We start from the raw sequence: 20,635 nt of genomic DNA on the forward strand, positions 1-20,635 counted from the left end.
TGCCTATAAGGCATCCTTCTTCATTTGTTTATTGATCCAGGGAACATCTTTTTTATCTTTTAAAAAATAATCCCACCAGTCGAGTACCTTTTTGCCCAGATCAATTTGTTCTGGCGTACCGTCAGGAAATGAATGATTTCCACCATGGTAAAATAAGGCAACCACATCTTTTTTATAGCGTCTAAGCCCGATGTAAAATTCCATCGTTTGACTTGGTATAACGGTACGGTCCTTTTTACTGGTCCATAGCAGCATTGGTGCATTGACCCTTTCAACGCTAAGGATAGGGTTATTTTCCAGATACCTCTCTTTGTCATTAGCGGGGTTAGTGCCCATCTGATAAACTGTATTATATATAAAGTATAAGGGTTTATTCCATTCGTAGCTATATGAATAAAAATTATTAATAATATCACTGATCCCTGCTCCGGAGATGTAAGCTGCAAAACGCTTTGAATGGGTAGCAATAAAATCGGTTTTATAACCGCCGTAGGACTGGCCGCAGAGACCAATTTTTTTATGATCAATAAAAGGATTTTTCAGCGCAGCGTCCAATGCATTGTGAACACATTCCAGCGCTGAGAGCCCGGGGCCTTCTTCACCTACCATGGTGTCCGGAAGATATACAAAGTATCCGCGTTCCAGCAGAGTCCTCAATTGGAAGCCGTCCGGAAAAGTCTTATTAGGCGACAGGTACGAGTTGGAAAGGTGCCTTTGCATATCATAAATGCGAACGATCATAGGGTACTTTTTCTTAGGATCAAAGTTCGTGGGATAATACAAAATACCGCTAAGATTTTTACCTGCCGCAACATACCTATAAATTTCTTGCTTTATTCTTTTTGCACCACTGTCCTTAACATTTCCATCAAAAAGTAAGGTCTTTTTATTTGGTTCATGATAGCTATATAGAGCGGGAGGAATATTAAAATTCTCTTCCACAGTACAAAATGATGTCATTGAAGGATCATACATTAGTTTATAAATTCTATTCTTTGTCGCCGGAATGAGCTGAAGTACTTTGCCGCCTCCAAAGAGCTGATACGAAATAGCATTTTCGTCTTGATCATTAACCTCAACAAGAAGTCTATCGGTAGGTAAATAAGAAATTGCTGTAAATCCATCAATTTTAAGGGTGTAATTTTTGATCTTAGCCGTTTTTCCTGTTCCAATGCCCAGAGCTGTTAATTTCTTGATCTTGAGGTCAAAGTCCCACAGACCGTCACTGCTTTCAAAATAGATATGGTCAGACTTCGAAGAAAATACGGGTTGTTCCAATCCTGATTTTTCAATTGTTGTTACTTTGTTTCCATTGGCTTGGTATAAAGTCCACTTTATTCCGTCATGGCTCGCTACAAACCATCTTCCATCATAAGAGCAGTAAATTGGGTTGTTTAGTAGTTCCGGCCATTCTTTGCCAATTCTTTTAACGAGTTTAACATCTCCCAGATCCATGTGTGAATTTAATTTTAGATCGTATATCTGAGCTCCATTGAGCTTGGGCTCACTTGTAAGGAAATTGTGCCCAAGTCGGGGAAGATAAGTCAGGAAATAGCGGTCATTGTTGATCGACCGGACGTCAAAGTTTTCCGGTACCGGTATATTTTGCAGTTTATTGTCCTTGGGTTGCCATATCCAAAAATGTTGACCGGTAAACATTTTAAAATGTTGGTTCACATAAGGATCGTTTCCATACCATACCTCGACAAGAGCGTCTTTTTGTGGCTCACTTTCAACACGAGCGCTGATAAGGTAAGAACCGCCGTTGTGTATCGTAGTAAGTTTTGCAACAGCATTTTTTGGAATGTCAAGCTCGAGCACTTTTTTTCCATATTTCCCAGCTTCTAGGATGGTTAATCTGTCCTGATCTTTATCCTGATTTGTCTCTACAACGCACAAATGTTTTCCAGATTCGGTTAGCGACATTCTGCGGATTTTATTTGCTGTCTTGTAGATGACACTCTGTCTGGTGCCAGTTGTTGCTACGATTTCGCATTTTCCATCGAGCTGTTTGCTGAGATATATTGTGTTTTTAGAATCGGTGGCGACAAGGTTGAATTTATTATCAACATTGGCTATTTCGGAAAGCTGTTTTCCAGAAAGATCATATAACCTAAGGGTGTGGTCATTAGATAGTATGGCGAATCGGTTTTGGTCTTGAAGGGCGTAAACGTCCATTACATTGTCAAAGTCGGACGTCTTTGCGGTAATAAGGTTGAGAAATAATACTTTTTGCCCCTGCTTGCCCAATACAGCTTCTTCATTTAAGAAGCTAAGTTGTGAATTCATGATTCTGTAAACAGTCTTTCCGTGGTTCTTTGTATTGACCACGAAAATACTGTCTCCATGCTGTTTGCTCACTTTTCTGATACCAATCCAGTTGACATTCTCGGATTGATATACAACGTTTGACAGAGACGCAAATTTTGCCCTCCAAGTATCGACGGTATCGTTTTGTTGCCGGGCATATGTTATATGAAGCCCTAATAACAATACTAATTTGAATAAATTTTTCATTATTAATAACCGGCATTTTGAGGTTGTAGGTTGGTATTCAGCAGGATCTCCTTTTGAGGGATTGGCCAAAGCCTATGGAAATCCTTCCAGTTTGGTTTTTTGCCTTGGAGTGTACTGAGTTTATCCATTCTTTTTAGATCAAGGAACCGATGTCCCATCTCTGTAAAGTATTCCCGTTTGTATTCCAGAAGAATTTCGTCTAATAGGACGGTTTTTGTAATGGGAGAAAGCAAGGGATTTAGCTGCGCTCTCAATCTTGTCATATTTGCATATGGCAAAGCCTCTGCTAGTTTATCCTGCCTCGTCAAAGCTTCGGCCAACAGCAAAAATACCTCTTCTATCCTGAAAACTATGGAATATTCTGTTGTGTTATTTCCGCCCCGGTTTTTATATTTTTCCGCTCTGTAATAAGTCACGCCGTTGAAAACTACTGGGGCCATCCATTTCTGTTTACGCAAATCGTTATTTGAAAATGAGCTTACCAAGGCATTGGTCAGTGCATAGGAGGAAGGTGCTGAACTGGTGAAATAGTATATGCCAGCTTGTGGCACAGATAGATTATTGTTTGGCTTAAGCTGCCATAAGATATGTTTTCCGTTCTTCTGGAAGACTTTGGCGACGTCAGGTTCCATTTGATATAATGAACTGTTTACGACTTCTTTTGAAATGTTTTCTGCATTATTCCAATCCTGTTTTGCCATATAAACTTTAGCAAGCATCAACCGTGCTACCATTCTGTTGGGGTTAATGCGTTCAGCGTTACGGTAATCATTTTGCAAAAGATTAGATACTTCAACAAGATCTTTTTCCAGATTGGATAAAACCTGAACAAATGATGTCTTGCCAATGCTATTATTGATCTTGTAATCCGTGGATTCAGGGTAGGGGATGTCGCCAAAGAGCTGGCTGAGGTAGAAAAACATGATTGACCGCACAAGTAATGCTTCTCCTTTTAAATATCTTTTGTCCGGGGTTGAAATTCCAGTTGAAGCGCTTACACCTTCAATAATGGAATTCGCGGAGTAAATATGTTTATAGGCATTTGCCCACACGTTATAAATGATAGAATTCGTGTCGATCTGCTGGTTAAGGAATAGATCCCTGCTGTCTGAGGACACAGTAGTATAGTTATCCAGTTCGTCGGTATAGGCACTGAGGTACGTCTCGAGGTCGCCTCCAGCTATTGGGGAACTCTTCATAACATCAGCATAAAGTCCTGATAAGGCGGCATTGGCTGTTTGTACGTCTTTAAAGACGGTTTGTTTATCGATCTGGTCATTTGGAATTTCTACTTCAATCATTTTCTCACATGAAGTGATTACTGTAGCTGCAATAAATAGTATGATAAATTGTATTGTTTTCATTTTGTAAAGGTTTATAGGTTAAACTGTGCGCCAAGAGAGTATGTTCTCAAAGGTGGAAGGAATCCAAGAGAGGAGGACTCGGGATCGACGCCGAAGAATCTGGTCCAAGTCCAAAGGTTCTGCCCCTGAAAGTAAATTTTAACTTCTTTAAATGGACCGCTTCTTAGCGGAATTTTATAGCCCAGCTGTACATTTTTTAACCGGATGAACGAAGCATCCGAATAGGCGGCGGTACTTGAACGGAGTAAATTGTGGCTGGTCGTATTTAATGTACTGTATGGCATGTAGAATCCATTGGGGTTTTCCGGTGACCAGACATCAAGTACCTGGACTGGCTGGTTATTCATTGTTCCGGGCATAGTCATGATGCCGATATAATTCCGTGCTTTCTTTTTAACAAACTGAAAAAGAAAGGAAAGATCCCAGTTTTTATATTGGACTGTATTGCTCCAGCCTCCAAAAAATTTAACACTGATGTCTTCAATAACCTGTCTGTCGTCAGGCGTAGATATTTTACCGTCCCCATTAAAGTCAGTAAACTGGTATTGCCCTGTTTTTGGGTTTATTCCCTGAAGCTGATAGAGTTTAATAATGTTGGTAGGTTGTCCAATGATGTATTGATTAGCATACGTGGAACCTGCAAGACCTGGAAATGAAAGCAGTTTATTTCGGGGGAAACTGATATTGAAAGCGGTTTCCCATTGAAAATCCTTGCCTATAATTGGACGACCCGAAAGTTCAAATTCCCAGCCAGTATTCTCAACTGTTGCGGCAAGGTTCGCAATGACGCTGGTGAACCCAGTTACTGCAGATAGCTGGTAACCGACCAGTTGGTTGGTAGATCGGTTACGGTACCATGCGGTAGTCATATTTAAGCGGTTTTTGAAAAAGCCGAGCTCAACTGCTGTTTCAAGTTTACGTGTTATTTCCCAACTATAATCTGGGTTATATAAACGGGATGGCACAATACCCGTGGTATTGTTATAGATCAGGGTAGAATTGACTACATAATTATCAAGATATTGGAAATCACCGATATTGTCGCTACCCGCAGAACCATAACTCCCACGAAGTTTTCCAAAGCTGAGCCACTTAAAAGGTTTTAAAAATGCTTCATTGGAGAACAGCCATGCTGCTCCGATGGCACCAAAGTTTGCGAAACGGTTGTTTGGCCCAAAACGGCTGCTGCCGTCCCTTCTTCCTGTTAAGTTTACAATGTACCTGTTTTTGAACTGATAATTCAGTCTTCCAAATAAAGCCGCATAACGATATTCAACGTTGGAATCTTCTAACGTCATGACCGATTTGGCGGTACCAATATTGGTGATGAATTGATTACTTTCAAAGCCTATCCCAAGTCTTTCATCCGCCTTGCGAAGGCTTCTCTGGAAACTGGCTCCGATTATAGCATCGAGCTGATGGGCACCCCATCTCTTTTGCCAGTTTAATTGGGGCTCTACAATGAATGAAAATATTTGCTGTGACTTTTTATCGGCTTGGGAGCTGGAACTCGACATTCCGGAAGCGAGATAAGGACTGTATACCGTATTGGGCGTCAGGGCAAGCTCATCGATTGCCGTGTAATTGACTCCTGCATTAAGCTTTGCTTTTAGGTCCTTAAAGATGCGGTACTCTGCATTGACATTGGTCTGAAAAAGCTTTGTGTCGTTTTCATACGAGGCGTTATACGCCGCCAGCGGGTTTGTGAACGTATTTTTTTCCCAGTTGAGGTTTCCGTCCTCCAAATAGATCCGCGGTGATACCGGCGCCAGCATATAAGCGTTTCTTGTCATGTCGGTTTTTACCACATTGTTTTTTTGCTGGGTAAACATATTGGAAACGCTGATGGATAGTTTATTGTCTGCTGAACGGTGCGAAATATTGGAATTAAAAGAATTGCTGCTGTATTTAAATCCCTGACCAAATACCGTGGTCTGTTCGTTGTGGCCGAGACTCAGCATAAAATTCGTTGTTTCACTGCCTCCGCTTAGGGATAGCTGGGTGTTACTTAGTGTGACGTTTTTTCCGATCAGGGTTTTTACCCAGTCCGTTTCATGGTTACTATCCCAGGTGCCGTTTATATCGTATGCATTGGCAGGATAGTTTGAAATACCATCATTGGCATAGGCCTTGCGGCGCATTTCAAGATATTGGTCTTTATTCAGGAGTTTGAGGTTGGATACCGCCTCACTGATTCCATAATTGGATGAAAGACTTAGCCGTATCCTTCCGGCTTTTCCTTTTTTAGTTGTGATCAGGATAACGCCATTTGATCCGCGCGAGCCATAAATGGCGGTCGCGTCGGCATCCTTCAATACTTCTATACTTTCGATGTCATTTATGTTAATGCTGTTTAAAGGGTTAATACTGCCGTTGGGGAAAGTAACCGAGGATATTTGTGATGAGGGAATTTCATTGATCGGTACACCGTCAACAACGTATAATGGTGCATTACCATTTGGTGCTGTAAAAGATCCGGTACGTAAACTATTCTGCCCCCTGATCTGAATTTCAAATCCTCCGCCGGGAACACCAGAATTTTGGGTGATATTAACTCCTGACATTCTTCCCTGCAAAGAAGACAGTACATTAGTAACCGGTTGGTTTTCGATATTCTTAGCTGTTACCTTAGCGATACTTCCTGTCCGTTCTTTATCCTTTACGGCATAGTAGCCCGCGTTTATGATAACCTGTTCTATTTTGGCTTCTCTTTCTGCCAATTGGTTTGCGGTGTCTTTAACAGCAGATGGAATGAGCTCGGTATTCTTGGAGGTTGATTTGTTCTTTTTCTTACGAATAACCAAACTGTTGTCGTAGATGAACGCTTCTACGGGGATATCCCGAAGAATTTTGTTCAGACAATTCAGTATGGGTTCGTTGTTGCATTTGGTTGGTTGGACGATATAGCCCTGAAGATCGTCTTTTGAAAAGGCGAACGCTCTGACATTTTCTGATAGAAATTTCTCTATGGCTTGCGTTGCCGTCGTTTTTCCTGTTTCAAAATTGACTCTCGTAGTTTCTGAGAGTTTCTGTTGGGCTTGAAGCCCCTGACTGCCGAGTAAAAAGAATAGGGCAGCCGTGCAAAGATTTTTCATATTTTTGCATTGTATTTAATAATTAATAACTCCGTTAAGTTTTATTAAGCTGAATACATGGCCGACGGTTGCCCCCGTCGGTCTTTTTTTATATCCAGCAGTAAATTGCTATGTGTCTGGAACTAAGGCAGGGGAGTTAAGTTTCCAGAGCCTATTTCTCCAGTTCAAATGTTTTATCATCTAGGTCAAGTTGTAAGGAAATCAATTTTAGTACTTCAATTGGGGTGGTTTTTTCTTTTGTTATGGATATTTTCTGATTTCCCAATTCATTAGGATATTTGATTTTGAGGCCAAAAGTTTGCTCTATCACTTGCACGACATCCGCAAGGTTCGTATTGTCGAATGAGAGTGTGGCAGTCTTGGTATCCTGGCTTTTCTCGTGGTTTTTAGTGGCTACAACAGTAGCTACTTTGGCCATCCCCAGATTTGAAAAAGTCTCTTTGGGGCGCAGGACAAAAACATCTTTTGGCTTGTCATTTTTTGTGACCTGGACTTTACCTTCGTAAAGGTCAACATTGAATGTTTTACCCCTTTGTATAACTTTAAATACAGTTCCCAGGACTCTGGTGTTATATTCCTTGCCGTGAACGATAAAAGGATGCTCGTTGGATTTGCTGACATTGAAAATTGCATTCCCTTCAAGAAATACATCCCTTGTTGCCGAAGGAAACGATTTATCCACCCGCAGACTTGCACCCTTATCAAGTGTGACAACTGAACCATCCTTTAGGGTTATCTTTAAGTTTGTATTTTCCGCATGATAAATGTCCGGCATGATAAAGACTTTATAGGAGATGAGACTGCTTACTAATAAGATAGCAGCAGCAACCGATATTGAAGCAAAGCGGACTACCTTTCTTTTTCTTTTTTCTTTCTCGTGGGCTTTTATGCGAGAAGTAAGTTTTTCCCACAGTTCGTTGGATTCTCGATCCGTAAGCGGTTTGTTTTCTTCGCTGTCCATAATAAAGGGCCTTTATTATGTATACCTGAAAGTGGAAAAAATCCCCCCTCTTAATAGGAAATATTAACGGTTTTTAACGGATATTAACGCTATTTATGATGTTTTGTGATGTTTTTTTAGGAATACCATCGCCTTAGAAATTTGTTTTTCGACGGCTTTTCTGGAAAGGTTGAAGTGGTGGGCAACTTTTTCCTGAGAAATCCCTTCTAGTTTGTTCATTTTAAAAATCTGTTTTCTTGGAGTCGGTAGCAATTCTATACTAAACTCCATTGATTTTAAGCGCTCTTCTTTTTGAAGTTTTTCCTCCAATAGTTCAAGTGATTCATCAGATAATTGAACTTCAGCAGCGTCGCGGAGAAAAGGTTGTTTTTTCTGTTTCGAATAAAAATTGGAAATCTCCTGTATGCAGGTTTTTATAACGATACGTTCGGTATTTTCTTTTGTGAGCGAATCCCTGGTTGTCCATAAATGGAAAAAGATGTTCTGCATTACATCAAGTGCGTCGTCCCTGTCTTTTATCCTTCCGATTACGATACCAAAAACACGGTTATTATATGTTTCATAAAGGGATTGAAACATATGGTCTGGCGTGCTTGTATGGTTAGTGTAGAAAGTCATTTTTTGGGAAAATGGCTGTAGACAAATTTAAGTATAATTTATTAATTGGCTTTAGTTTAGAGACATTTAAGAACTAACTAATAAATCTTAGTTAAGCTTATTTTTAAGGTCCTTTATCTCCTCCATTAACCTGAGTAGCATACCTTTGATATCCTCATTGGTGTAATCGATAATTTCCTGCTCCTTAGGCGAAAAACTGCCTGCATATTGCCACACTTCCCATATATCAGCAAATGGAATTTCGTAACTCTCATAAAACAGGTTTTTCGATTTAACCGTAATAGAATCATCGTTTATACTCTCCACTTCCTTAAAGGTAAATCCGGAACGGGTAATCAGTATATGCGTTTTCCCGGTTTTGATGCCAGCAATACTTTCCACATATTGCCCGATCACGTATGTACCATCTTGGTACGGAGGCATGGAATCTCCTTCCACTGGGAATGCTCGGTATTTTCCGTTGTGTAAAAAAGGAAGGGACATGGTTTGTAGACTTTCGATATATTCCGGATCTGAATAGCCGGTCAAGTATCCCATCGAAGCTTTGTAGGGTACAATTTCAATTTTATTTTCACCAAGTGAATCTGTTTTTATCGGCAGTAAAATTCTATTGTCGGGAAGATTGAGCATTTCTTCCAGCTTGTATTTTCTCAGATCGACTGTCAATAGCAGATCGGTACTTATATTATAAAATCTGGATAATGCCACTAATACATCCATAGGAACGTTGACTTTGCCAAGTTCATATCTGGCGTAAGAATCTCGGGTGATCGCTACACGATATGTGTCTGACAATTGGTTCGCGAACTTTTGCTGTGTCATTGTGGGATCTTTCATCCTTAAATGCTTGATATTATCGGCTAAAATCGAAATTGCTGACATTTTGTGAATATTTTTCACAACAAATGTAAGAGTATTTGTGAAAAATAGTCACAATTTTGCTAAATAAATTAGTAAAATTATGGAGCGGTCAATTGTACATTTAGATTTAGATACTTTTTTTGTGTCCTGTGAAAGACTGGTAAATTCCAGTTTGAACGGTATTCCTCTGATCATTGGCGGAGGAGACAGAGGGGTAGTTTCTTCATGTAGCTATGAGGCGCGAACGTTTGGGGTACGATCCGCCATGCCTATGAAAATGGCGCTTCGTCTTTGTCCGCAAGCTAAAGTTGTTAAGGGAGATATGGAGCTTTACTCTAAAATGTCCCATATGGTTACAGATGTGATAGAAGAAAGTGCTCCGGTAATGGAAAAGGCTTCGATCGACGAATTTTATTTGGATCTGACCGGGATGGACAAGTTTTTTGGCGCTTACAAATGGACCAATGAGCTTGGTGCTAGGATTGAGAAGGAAACAGGCCTACCGATCAGTTATGCTTTGTCTACAAATAAAACCGTAAGTAAGATCGGGACGGGCGAATCAAAACCTCACGGACATCGGGAGATACCTTCGTTTGGCGTGAAATCATTTTTAAACCCCCTTTCGATAAAAAAGATGCCGATGGTGGGAAACGCAACATTTCAGCTTTTTTCACGAGTAGGCATCAGAACTATAGGCACACTTTCAGGAATGCCTGTTGATGTCCTTCAGCAGATGATCGGCAAGAATGGCGCAGATTTATGGAAAAAAGCAAATGGGATCGACAATACACCTGTTATTCCGTTTTCAGAAAGAAAGTCAATCTCTAAGGAACGAACGTTTGACAGCGACACAATGGATGTTGATAAGGTCAAGAGCCTGATTTCAGGTATGGCAGAACAATTAGCCCACCAGCTCCGAAGTGAAAAATGGTTGACCTCAACAGTTGTGGTCAAAATCCGGTATTCTAATTTTGATACAGAGACGAAGCAGTGCCGTGTGAGCTATACTTCCTCTGACCATACGCTGGCCCGGGTTGCCCTTGAGCTGTTCGACAAGGTGTATTCAAGACGCATGCGGCTTAGGATGGTCGGTCTGCGGTTAACTGATCTGGTACATGGCAGCTACCAAATGAACTTGTTTGAGGATAATGCTGAGCTGATCAGTTTATATCAGGCGATGGATAAGATTAAAAACCGTTTTGGCAAAGATGCGGTTGGTAGGGCTGTCGGATTTAATTTTTCACGTTAACCCCCATTACTATGTTTCTGAATTGTCATTCCTTTCACAGTCTTCGTTATGGTACATTGTCTATCGATGATCTTGTTGCCCAAGCTTCCGCCCTGGGAGTAAAGGAACTTGTATTGACAGATATCAATACGGTGACAGGTGTTTATGAATTTAAAAAGAAATGTGAGGAAAATAATATCCGCCCGATAGTTGGTGTAGAGGTGCGTATGGGAAGTGAACTATATTATATTGCAATTGCAAAAGAGTTTAAAGGACTGTCAGAAGTGAACAGAATGCTCGCTTCGTATAATTGCAATGGCATTGAATTACCGTCACAGCCACCATTAGTTGATAATTTTATTATTTATCCTTTGGCAAAAGTCCCCGAAAACCTTCGCGAAAATGAATATTTGGGCATCTATGAAGAGGAACTCAATCTGTTGATCCGCCCGGAATATAAAAAACTGATCCCCAAGATGGTTATTCTTTGCCCCATTACGTTCAGCACAAAAAAAGAATATAATCTCCATCGGATTTTGCGTGCCATTGATAATAATACCCTTCTTTCCAAGCTTTCAGAGAAGGAAGTGTGCAGGAAATCGGAATATTTTCGTTCGCCTGAGGTAATACAGGAAATCTTTCGGCACTATCCACAGATTATTGAGAATACGAAAGAGGTGCTTTCGAAATGCAGGTTTGAATTTGAGTTTGGAGTGCCAAGGAACAGGAAGCATTATACGGGGACCAAAGTCGATGATCTTAAACTACTTACCCGATTAGCCTATGCAGGACTGGAAAGAAGGTATGGCAGGAATCATGAACAGGCAAAACAGCGGATTGAAAAAGAGCTAAAAGTTATAAACGAATTGAACTTTAGCGGTTATTTCCTGATCACCTGGGATATCATTCGATATAGCAATAGCATGGGTTTTATGCATGTGGGGCGTGGGAGTGGTGCAAATAGTATTGTAGCCTATTGCCTAGGGATCACAGATATTTGTCCAATAGAGCTTGATCTGTATTTCGAACGTTTTCTGAATTTAAACCGTAAAAGCCCACCCGATTTTGATATTGACTGGAGTTGGCAAGAGCGAGATATCATCTTGGATTATATATTTAACCGATATGGCAAAAACTACGTGGCATTTTGCGGCACAAATGTGGAATTTAAATACAAGTCGATTATCCGTGAGGTGGGAAAAGCATTTGGCTTACCGAAAGAGGAGCTGGATGAATTGAGCAAAAATCCGGAAAAGGTATTTCGCGATGAGATTATAAGGCAGGTTCAGAAATATGGAAGGTTGCTCGAAAAATTTCCCAACCAACGGAGTATGCATTCCTGCGGCATCATTATTTCTGAGGAGCCGCTGACAAATTTTACAGCGCTGGAAATGCCACCCAAAGGTTTTCCGATCGTACAATGGGACATGCATGTTGCCGAGGAGATCGGTTTTGAAAAATTTGACATTCTATCACAACGCGGATTGGGCACCATCAACGACACAGTACGGCTTTTGGAAGAAAAAAGGGGAATCAAGGTTAATATTAAAGACACTTCAATTTCCAAGGATGAACAAAAATGTAATGAGTATTTAAGCCAGGGCAAAACGATTGGCTGTTTCTATATTGAAAGTCCAGCTATGCGGGGATTGCTGCGCAGACTGAAGTGCGATAATTATAAGGTATTGGTCGCTGCTTCATCTATTATACGTCCAGGAGTAGCGCAATCCGGAATGATGCGTGAATATATTTTCAGGCACAATAATCCAGATAAGTTTGAATATTTCCATCCTGTTTTTGAGAAGCAGTTAGGAGAGACCTACGGAATCATGGTCTATCAAGAAGATGTCATCAAGATTGCGCTGCATTACGGCGGTGTTTCTGCGGCCGATGGTGATATCCTCCGTAGAGCAATGAGCGGAAAAGGGAGGTCACTTTCGGCACTTCAAAAAGTTAAGGATGATTTTTTTGCATCTTGCAAACAGCAGGGGCATCCGGAGGAATTAAGTGCGGAAATTTACAGGCAGATTGAGTCGTTTGCTGGATATTCTTTCTGTAAGGCCCACTCGGCTTCTTATGCCGTGGAGAGTTATCAGAGTTTATACCTAAAAGTTTACTATCCATTGGAGTTTATTGTTTCTGCCATCAACAATATGGGTGGATTCTACCGGACGGAAGTATATATCCATGAAGCAAGAATGTCGGGCGGGAAGATACTTAATCCATGCGTGAATAAAAGTGAGTATGAAACAACGATCTACGGTGATGAAATTTATCTTGGGCTGATGTTACTTGAAAAAGTTGAATCGAAACTTGCCCAGCTGATACCAACGGAAAGAAAGGCAAATGGGGAGTATAGGTCAATGGAAGATTTTATCAAGAGAGTTCCAATTGGTATTGAGACTTTGCAGACGTTGATCTTTATCGGAGCATTCCGTTTTTCAGGTGTTCCAAAGAATGAGCTATTGCTCAAAGCGCGGATTCTACTGGGGGATTTTAAACCGGAGAAAAGATTTCGGACTCTTTTTGAAGAACCAGTAAAGGAGTTTAAGTTTCCGGAACTGAAACGAAATATTTTTGAGGATGCATTTGATGAGATTGAAATTTTGAGTTTTCCTGTATCCAGTACCCCTTTTGATCTGCTGCAGACAAAGTATAGGGGAACAGTTATGGCCAAGGACCTTACGGATCATCACAAAAAACAGGTGAAGATGTTAGCCTATCTGATTTCAAGGAAACATGTACCGACAAAGCGTGGTATAATGTATTTTGGAACCTGGATCGATGTTGAAGGAAACTATTTTGATACTGCCCACTTTCCGGACTGTCTTGAAAAATATCCATTTCAGGGTGGAGGATGTTATCTGCTGTTGGGTATTGTGGAAGTGGATTTCCATTTTCCGACCATCACCATTACCAAAATGGCTAAAATGCCATTTATTGCTGATCCAAGGTATTCGCATGATGAGGAAAAGAAGTATGAGGCGCAGCAGCGGATCAAGGAAGATGTCAGTATGACTTTTAGAGCGCCTTATCCACAGGAGCATGAGATTGGGCTTCCCAGAAATAAGATGTTTTAAGTGTTATTTATAAAAAAATTAAATGAGATTACGGGAAACCGTAGGCTCAATATAAAATAATGCCTAAATTTGACAATTAAAATCGGCGACAAGTTGATCATATTGTTGTCCGGCAAAAATTGGTATATTTCAGAGACCCGTATGAACCTGTTTAGGATTCATTGTTAATAGTTGTCAAACGCATCTTTTAAAGATGCGTTTGATTTTTGATGATAGTTTTATGGTGCATACCAGAAAAACTCCCATCAAGTGGGAATTTTCAAGTGCATTGGATCTACTTATAAAAGCATATGCTACATGACTTTGTTGGAATCGGCCCTTTGCTTCTCCTTATTCTTTTCGATGATATTAGGGGCCATATAGTCAAAATGAACACCATTAAATAAATAGTTTTTCCATCGCCAAAAACATAATGGATTGATTTTGTACAATCTGTAAAGCTTCCGGTTTTCCTGTGCGGGAGATGTTATTTTTACCCAATATTCAAAATGAAGGGATGAGAAACCTGGGCTTTTAAAATTAAAATCTTGGGTTATTGTATATGAACCATCTAAATTTGCATACTGATAATATCCCTCATCTAACTGGTGGGAAATATCCTTACCGATAAAAGGTAGATTTGGAATCAGGAGAATAGTGGCAAGGACTATTATAGTCACTTTCTTTATCACTGGAATTGTTTTCTTCATATTACTTTTTCAAAACTTCTGCCATCTATTCCCTGGTTCGAAGGGAACTCTGTTTTTCTTTATTTTTTCCCAATCGCGATACGCGAAATGTCTGCTAACAGTTAAATAATAGCGCCAACGCCAAAAGCACAATGGGTTCATTCTATACAGCCTAAAAATTTCCATATTGACCATTTCCGGTTGCGTATCATAGATAAATCCAAAAGTTGTCCACTTGCTTATCCATGGTTGATAAACTTCCATGTAATCAATGGATGTAAAAGCAGCGTTCGCATTAGCATATCGAAAATGATCACCATCAATGGCCTTCACTATTTCCGTACCTATAATTGGTGTATTGGGTATAACCAAAACACTTAGTACAATTCCTATAATAAATTTTCTTTTCATATCCTTTTTTGCTTATCTGTGTTAGTCCTCGGAACTACACGACCTAATGCTACATTACTTTATTAGTATCGACCTTTTTCTTATCCATATTCTGTTCAATGACACTTGGGTCCATATAGCCAAAATGCACACCATGTCTAAGATAATTGCTCCATCGCCAAAAGCATAATGGATTGATTTTGTACAATCTGTAAAGTTTCCGGTTTTCTTCGGCGGGAGATGTCCTTTTTATCCATTGTTCAAAACCGAATGTTTCGAAACCGGGGCTTTTAAAATGAAAATCTTGAGTTATCTTGTATGATCCATCTAAATTGGAATATCTGAAATATCCCTCATCTAACCGATGCGAAATGTCCTTACCTATGAAAGGCAGATTGGGAACTACGATCATAGTGGTAAGCACTATAATAATTGCTTTTCTCATCATTCTAATTGTTTTCTTCTTCATATCTTTTTTTTATTTACAGGCGATCAGCATTATTTGCGGTAGGAAGGACCGCTGCATTTATCTATTGGGTATTATATAACTTTGATGGGTTTTATTAGAAAAACTCCCAACTAATGAGAGTTTTTCCAAGTATATAGACCGTTTATTACAGAAAAATACTAGGCTACTTCCATTTGATTTTTTTAGGGAAAATTAGAAGTCCTGCCATTTATTTAATGGTTTGAAGGGAACTCTATTTGGCTTTATTTTTTCCCAGTCGCGGTATTCGAAATTTTTGCTAACGGTTAAATAATAGCGCCAGCGCCAGAAACACAGTGGGTTAATTCTATACAACCTAAAAATTTCCATATTGACCATTTCCGGTTTAGTATCATAGATAAATCCAAATGTTACCCACTTGCTCATCCAAGGAGTATACGTATCAATATACTCTACACCGGTAAAAGAAGCGTTTGCATTAGCATATCGAAAATGGTCACCATCAATGGCCTTCAATATCTCCGTACCTATAACCGGTGTATTGGGTATCACCAGAACAGATAGTACAATTCCTATAATAAATTTTCTTTTCATATCGCTTATTGACAATTTGTGCTCTTTGGGGGATCAATCCGACCTAATGTGACATTTGGATTGCCTGCCTGTTTAAAATTTGCTAAATATGTATAAACGCCATCTGGTGTTAAAAAACCATTATTGTTTAACTGTCCATTACTTGGTAAGAGTAAATTAAATACATCGGTAGCATAATGAGTACAGTTGTTTTCATTGAGATCATAGGGGACTTTTGATAAGGCAATAGACTGGCTGATTATCGAATTGAATTGCGCTTTGGTGACAGACAGACTATATCTTGCATCGCTTTTCCGGTCTAAATCACTAGATTCTTCTCCCATTGCACTGGGCGTAGGTTGCATTGTAGCTGATCCTGCAACAGATTGCGGGTAAAAGCCATAAGAAAGTCTTTGAAGCTGGGTACCGTTTGATTTTTCAATCGTTAGAAATGCGTGACCGGGCTTATCAGAATTTAAATCTATTCTGTGTGCATTCAAGGTAACCTTATATTTTGTATCTGCATTATCTACGATATTTTTGAAACAATCCAGTCGCTGTTCAATGTCGATGGTAGTTACCGGCGCAGCCGCCACAAAAGATGAACTTGAAGTGCCTCCGCTGCCACCTCCATGACTACCACCACCACCTCCGCCGCCACCTCCAGTTGCGGTGCCACTGCAGGTTGTATATAGATAAGTCCAATATGCAGTACCATCGTCAAAGTATTCTACCAGATACCACTCGCTGCATACAACAGGTATATTTTTACTTGTGTCAGGTTTGACGTTTTCTTTATTTACGGTGCTGTCGGCATCCTTAATCTTCAATTGAAGGTTTGCCTTTTTAAGGCCAGTTGAGTCAAGTGATTGGCTGTACAACAAGGTATCATCAAGATCATATACCATATAATATACTTTTCCCAGATCCTCAGTTCGATTCACTTGTTTTTTTACGAAATTAGCAATGGCCTGTTCTGAGAATTCCGCCACAGTACGTGTGTCTGCGAAAAGACTTACTTTATTGGTGCTGGCAACTTTATTTTCTTCAACATTAAAAACCATGTTCTGCTTCATCGAATATCCCCAGCCGAGGATTGTGCCGTTCTGAATGGGAACCACAAGTGTCGTTTTATTATTCCCCTTTATTACTTGTAATTTTGACCAATCCAAAGGAAAGGGCTTGCCCTTGTCCTCATACCATTTTTTGGCTACCGAAGTTTCATCGGTTTGGGAATTTGTTTCCATATCCCTTTCACATGACTGTAGCAGCATAATCGCGAATACTGCATAAATTAAGTTTCTGAAAATTGTTCTTAACATTTTATGTGGTTTTTAGGTTAGTGTCGCATATTTCTTCGTTTAATGAATTATTAACACTAAGTTAAGTTTATCAAACCAGCAAACTTTTGACAAAAGGCAAAAAATTGGATAACTGACAAGGAGTCCTGTTTAGTACAAGGTTATCGATCTTTAGTGGAGCAATCCGGCTTAAATTACTACTGGACGGTTTTTGGTCCAAATCTCAGGGGCTGAACAGGGGAGGACAAATTAACGTTTAAGTCAGCGCTTTTTCCGATTTAAATGTGACAGACAGTTATTGGAGGGAATATTAGGTTCCACTTTTTGGAAAGAGGCCAAAAAAAAAGGATAAGCGGATCAAGTCGTTCCTCAACACTTTGATCCGTTTATCCTTTCCTATAGCACTATCAAGAACGCTGTCAGATTTGAATAATCATCGTTCTAAAATTATCTGCGCTATTTTATTTTCTTCCAGCCTAAAATTCAGGAAGATTCTATAATTGTTCTTTGGTGCATCGTCCGTTTCTTCGGGGGGAGTAAATGTGTCTAGGATAATTCTTACATCCTGCTCATGAAATGACCAAGTGGATTTAATCTTGAAATCCCTTTTGCATAGTTCCTGATAGGATGCTTCGATATAATTTTTAAAGTCAGCAAGTCCTGAGGTGGCAAATTTTTGCCGGCGGTTGACCCTGATCTCGAAATTGATCACCTGCGATAAATCTTTTATAATGGCGTCATAATTGCTACTATTACAGTTTTTTACGAATTCCCGAATTATTTTTCTGGGAATTTTTTCTCTTTGCTGTTTCTCTTTCTTCTTTATTGCAAGGTACTGCCCGTAATCTTTGTCAACGGTTTCTTCTATTTTATCCCTTCCGCTATGGAATGCATCAAGCTTTGATTTATATAATTTATCCGGAAAGAAATCAACAATCTCAGGATCGGCTTCAACCTTAAACTCATTAAGCAGCAAAAACCCCTTTTCCTGAGTGGCGTTATTGATGCCCGGAATAATGTTGATGTGATAAGTTTGTTCTTCAGAACCAAAAAGTACCCTAATTTCTGGATTAAATTTAACGGGAGCTTCGTCGGGTTTTTCAACTGACTTTTTAACGAGGTACTTAGTTTCATTCAAGGGATTTTCAATCGGATATCCCCAATCTGTTGTACACAGATCAGACTGATGTCTGGAAATTTCTAACCGTATTTCTTTTCTTCCACGGGGTAGCTCCGATGACAGATCATAGCCGGGAAATGACTGGCATATATGCTTGTCAAGTTCCCACTGTTCATAAGTACTTGTGAAATCGATACCGAAATGTTCTCCATATTCTGCAATATAGATTGGAGAATCTATCTTATTTCGGATCAATATATCCTTTATCACTTCTATGTCTGTTTTTCTGTTTACTGAAATGTTTATCTGCGTTTCGATCATCGGCTCTATAAAAGAATAATACTGGTAATTTAACGTAAATAATTAAAACTAGGAAATGATTTAAGTCCTTTAAATATGCTTTACAATACTTTAGCACTTAATTGGGACACTACATCAAATTAGATTTTTTTAATGCAGGAAAAAAAATCTAACTTTGCTTCTACATTACCAATTGCCCTATTATGACATCCATGCGTACGATCGAAGAAAGGGCACTGCTCATAGACTTTCAGAGCGGTGATCGATTGGCTTTTGACCGGATTTTCAGGTTATATCATTCCGCATTAATTTTTTTTGCAAATAGGCTTCTTGTCAGTTTCGATCAGATAGATCCACAGGAGATTGTGCTTGATATTTTCGTGAAACTCCACGAAAAAAGAGACTCCTTTGAATCGCTCAACAGCATCAAGGCATTTCTATATATCTCGACAAAAAATTCCTGTTTTAAGGCAATTGAAAAGGAGAAGGTTCGCCAGAAAAGGTTTGATGGCTATACCTCAACTTTTAATGAATCCGACGAAAACAATATTTTGAGTCAGATCGTACTTTCTGAGGTTCATCGGGAATTGTACCAGGCTCTTGAACTGTTGCCGGAGCAATGCCGGATTATTATGGAGCGGCTGATGGAAGGGAAAACAGCAAAGGAAGTTGCTGAGGAACTTTCGATCAGTGTGAGCACGGTTGGCAGCCAGAAAGCCAGAGCTATTTCGATCTTAAAAAAACGCCTCTCTGGTGCAGGAATCGCGCTTTTGTTACTTTATCTCTAAAATTTTCATTTTTTTTCAAATTCTTTTGGACAAAGCCACATCCTTTCCGGTTTCTATAATAAATGGAACCAATGGAAAACCAACGGATTTTTGAGGAACAATTTATCATACCCCTTCTCACAAGATATGTGCGGGGTGAGCAGCTGACTCCGCTCGAACTCAGTACGGTAAAAATTTGGACGAATAAAAACGAGTACAACAAAAAAGTTTTTCAGGAACTTCTTGACAACGAGCAGTTGGCAAAGAATCTAGTAGATTTCGACTCGGCACAGTCTACGACCGAAGACAGGCTCAAAAAATTACATGCAAAACTCGATCGTAAAAAATCCGTCAAGAAGCTTCGCTACTGGGTTTCTGCTGCTGCGGTGCTTTTGTTCTTGTCAATTCCATTACTAATGTACAAGCATAAGAAGGATAACACCCGAGAGAATATCATAACCACTTCGGCAGACATTGATCCCGGAAAAGATCAGGCTACTTTGAGCTTGGGTGATGGTAGCAGAATTGCACTTGAATGTAAAACTTTGACAATGGATAAGGATGGGCAGATCTACCTTGACGGAAGATCGATATCCGACAGTAAAATGCAATACGCAACGCTGAGTACACCAAGAAAGGGACAGTATAAGACAGTACTTCCTGATGGAACGCAGGTCTGGCTGAACGCAGAATCCACGCTAAAATATCCAACCCGCTTCACTGGAAATAAAAGAGAAGTTGAACTGGAAGGAGAGGGTTATTTTGAAGTTACCCATAATGCCAAAAAGCCTTTTATTGTTACTTCAAGGGGGCAAAGGCTAAAAGTCCTGGGTACGAAATTCAACATCAATTCCTACGAGAATGAAACCGCAATTTCAACTACGCTCGTCAGTGGAAGTGTTGAACTTACCAATTCTCAAAATCCTACACCTGTCCTTTTGAAACCGGGACAACAAGGAAAACTGTATTCTCTATCTTCTATTTGCTCTGTTGAAGATGTGGATACCGAAGTATATACAGCATGGACTTCAAACGAGTTCCAGTTTGCAGCTACACCTTTGAAAGAGGTGTTGAAGCAGCTTGAACGCTGGTATGACATCGATGTTGATTATAAGAAAGTACCAAATATCAAGGTACATGCTACAATAAGCAGGGAAAAGAAATTATCTACTGTTCTGTATACACTGGAACAGATCACAGATTTAAACTTTAAAGTTACAGGAAGGAGGATTGATATAATAGACAATAAGTAATTACTGTTTCATATGTTGGCCTGAAAGAATGCCGGAGTGTTCGCGCACTCCGGCGATCGGGTCTATACACTAGAGTTTCCAGCAACGAAAA

General features: G+C 39.8%; 16 protein-coding genes. 4 read left to right on the top strand and 12 right to left on the bottom strand.

The features are described from left to right. Positions 1-3: 3 nt before the first annotated feature. The 6 genes from AAW12_RS25885 to AAW12_RS23915 form a co-directional block, all read right to left on the bottom strand. The gene (locus tag AAW12_RS25885; RefSeq protein WP_053003966.1) at positions 4-2,517 is read right to left on the bottom strand and encodes an alpha/beta hydrolase family protein; all 2,514 of its coding nucleotides are present in this window, start codon (positions 2,515-2,517) and stop codon (positions 4-6) included. Between the two features lie 2 nt (positions 2,518-2,519). After that, positions 2,520-3,881, bottom strand: a complete 1,362-nt coding sequence (locus tag AAW12_RS23895) for a RagB/SusD family nutrient uptake outer membrane protein (protein WP_046676125.1) — start codon at positions 3,879-3,881, stop codon at positions 2,520-2,522. A gap of 11 nt (positions 3,882-3,892) precedes the next feature. Next, the gene (locus AAW12_RS23900; RefSeq protein WP_046676126.1) at positions 3,893-6,976 is read right to left on the bottom strand and encodes a SusC/RagA family TonB-linked outer membrane protein; all 3,084 of its coding nucleotides are present in this window, start codon (positions 6,974-6,976) and stop codon (positions 3,893-3,895) included. A 151-nt stretch (positions 6,977-7,127) separates the two neighbouring features. Continuing rightward, positions 7,128-7,937 carry a FecR family protein gene (locus AAW12_RS23905; protein WP_053003967.1) on the bottom strand — a complete coding sequence of 270 codons (810 nt, stop codon included), beginning with the start codon at positions 7,935-7,937 and terminating at the stop codon, positions 7,128-7,130. Positions 7,938-8,030: 93 nt separating this feature from the next. Next, positions 8,031-8,555, bottom strand: a complete 525-nt coding sequence (locus AAW12_RS23910) for an RNA polymerase sigma factor (protein WP_046676127.1) — start codon at positions 8,553-8,555, stop codon at positions 8,031-8,033. 87 nt (positions 8,556-8,642) lie between these two features. Next, on the bottom strand, positions 8,643-9,437 hold the full coding sequence (locus tag AAW12_RS23915; RefSeq protein WP_197084158.1) for a S24 family peptidase: 795 nt from the start codon (positions 9,435-9,437) through the stop codon (positions 8,643-8,645). 79 nt (positions 9,438-9,516) lie between these two features. Between AAW12_RS23915 and dinB the strand changes: the two genes are divergently transcribed. Both dinB and AAW12_RS23925 read left to right on the top strand, forming a co-directional pair. Continuing rightward, positions 9,517-10,665, top strand: a complete 1,149-nt coding sequence (dinB, locus tag AAW12_RS23920) for a DNA polymerase IV (protein ID WP_046676128.1) — start codon at positions 9,517-9,519, stop codon at positions 10,663-10,665. An 11-nt stretch (positions 10,666-10,676) separates the two neighbouring features. Beyond that, entirely contained in the window at positions 10,677-13,724 is a 3,048-nt protein-coding gene (locus AAW12_RS23925) for a DNA polymerase III subunit alpha (protein ID WP_046676129.1), read from the top strand. A gap of 293 nt (positions 13,725-14,017) precedes the next feature. Here the strand turns inward: AAW12_RS23925 and AAW12_RS23930 are convergent, their stop codons facing one another. The 6 genes from AAW12_RS23930 to AAW12_RS23955 all read right to left on the bottom strand — a co-directional run bounded on the left by AAW12_RS23930 (position 14,018) and on the right by AAW12_RS23955 (position 18,494). Beyond that, a complete protein-coding gene (locus AAW12_RS23930; protein WP_046676130.1) occupies positions 14,018-14,413 on the bottom strand; it encodes a hypothetical protein in 396 nt (131 codons plus the stop codon). A 9-nt stretch (positions 14,414-14,422) separates the two neighbouring features. After that, positions 14,423-14,803, bottom strand: a complete 381-nt coding sequence (locus AAW12_RS23935) for a hypothetical protein (protein ID WP_046676131.1) — start codon at positions 14,801-14,803, stop codon at positions 14,423-14,425. 49 nt (positions 14,804-14,852) lie between these two features. Beyond that, positions 14,853-15,251 (bottom strand): hypothetical protein, encoded by a 399-nt coding sequence (locus AAW12_RS23940; RefSeq protein ID WP_046676132.1) that lies wholly within the window; start codon positions 15,249-15,251, stop codon positions 14,853-14,855. Positions 15,252-15,443: 192 nt separating this feature from the next. Then, positions 15,444-15,824, bottom strand: a complete 381-nt coding sequence (locus AAW12_RS23945) for a hypothetical protein (protein WP_046676133.1) — start codon at positions 15,822-15,824, stop codon at positions 15,444-15,446. 5 nt (positions 15,825-15,829) lie between these two features. Then, a complete protein-coding gene (locus tag AAW12_RS23950; protein WP_156167756.1) occupies positions 15,830-17,125 on the bottom strand; it encodes a hypothetical protein in 1,296 nt (431 codons plus the stop codon). A 412-nt stretch (positions 17,126-17,537) separates the two neighbouring features. Further along, a complete protein-coding gene (locus AAW12_RS23955; RefSeq protein ID WP_197084159.1) occupies positions 17,538-18,494 on the bottom strand; it encodes a hypothetical protein in 957 nt (318 codons plus the stop codon). 242 nt (positions 18,495-18,736) lie between these two features. Between AAW12_RS23955 and AAW12_RS23960 the strand changes: the two genes are divergently transcribed. Both AAW12_RS23960 and AAW12_RS23965 read left to right on the top strand, forming a co-directional pair. Beyond that, positions 18,737-19,312: a sigma-70 family RNA polymerase sigma factor gene (locus AAW12_RS23960; protein ID WP_046676136.1), complete on the top strand. Its 576-nt coding sequence runs from the start codon at positions 18,737-18,739 to the stop codon at positions 19,310-19,312. Between the two features lie 71 nt (positions 19,313-19,383). Beyond that, on the top strand, positions 19,384-20,544 hold the full coding sequence (locus AAW12_RS23965; RefSeq protein WP_197084160.1) for a FecR family protein: 1,161 nt from the start codon (positions 19,384-19,386) through the stop codon (positions 20,542-20,544). Positions 20,545-20,635: the final 91 nt, after the last annotated feature.

This window comes from Sphingobacterium sp. Ag1 (assembly GCF_000988325.1).
Taxonomy (GTDB): domain Bacteria; phylum Bacteroidota; class Bacteroidia; order Sphingobacteriales; family Sphingobacteriaceae; genus Sphingobacterium.

What these genes read in the sequence shown, in the direction of transcription:
- AAW12_RS23935 (WP_046676131.1), bottom strand. Translation starts at nt 14,803, where the DNA reads ATGAAAAGAAAATTTATTATAGGAATTGTACTAAGTGTTTTGGTTATA.
- AAW12_RS23950 (WP_156167756.1), bottom strand. Translation starts at nt 17,125, where the DNA reads ATGTTAAGAACAATTTTCAGAAACTTAATTTATGCAGTATTCGCGATT.
- AAW12_RS23895 (WP_046676125.1), bottom strand. Translation starts at nt 3,881, where the DNA reads ATGAAAACAATACAATTTATCATACTATTTATTGCAGCTACAGTAATC.
- AAW12_RS23910 (WP_046676127.1), bottom strand. Translation starts at nt 8,555, where the DNA reads ATGACTTTCTACACTAACCATACAAGCACGCCAGACCATATGTTTCAA.
- AAW12_RS23925 (WP_046676129.1), top strand. Translation starts at nt 10,677, where the DNA reads ATGTTTCTGAATTGTCATTCCTTTCACAGTCTTCGTTATGGTACATTG.
- AAW12_RS23965 (WP_197084160.1), top strand. Translation starts at nt 19,384, where the DNA reads ATGGAAAACCAACGGATTTTTGAGGAACAATTTATCATACCCCTTCTC.
- AAW12_RS23940 (WP_046676132.1), bottom strand. Translation starts at nt 15,251, where the DNA reads ATGAAGAAGAAAACAATTAGAATGATGAGAAAAGCAATTATTATAGTG.
- AAW12_RS23930 (WP_046676130.1), bottom strand. Translation starts at nt 14,413, where the DNA reads ATGAAGAAAACAATTCCAGTGATAAAGAAAGTGACTATAATAGTCCTT.
- AAW12_RS23960 (WP_046676136.1), top strand. Translation starts at nt 18,737, where the DNA reads ATGCGTACGATCGAAGAAAGGGCACTGCTCATAGACTTTCAGAGCGGT.
- AAW12_RS23915 (WP_197084158.1), bottom strand. Translation starts at nt 9,437, where the DNA reads ATGTCAGCAATTTCGATTTTAGCCGATAATATCAAGCATTTAAGGATG.
- dinB (WP_046676128.1), top strand. Translation starts at nt 9,517, where the DNA reads ATGGAGCGGTCAATTGTACATTTAGATTTAGATACTTTTTTTGTGTCC.
- AAW12_RS25885 (WP_053003966.1), bottom strand. Translation starts at nt 2,517, where the DNA reads ATGAAAAATTTATTCAAATTAGTATTGTTATTAGGGCTTCATATAACA.
- AAW12_RS23900 (WP_046676126.1), bottom strand. Translation starts at nt 6,976, where the DNA reads ATGAAAAATCTTTGCACGGCTGCCCTATTCTTTTTACTCGGCAGTCAG.
- AAW12_RS23945 (WP_046676133.1), bottom strand. Translation starts at nt 15,824, where the DNA reads ATGAAAAGAAAATTTATTATAGGAATTGTACTATCTGTTCTGGTGATA.
- AAW12_RS23905 (WP_053003967.1), bottom strand. Translation starts at nt 7,937, where the DNA reads ATGGACAGCGAAGAAAACAAACCGCTTACGGATCGAGAATCCAACGAA.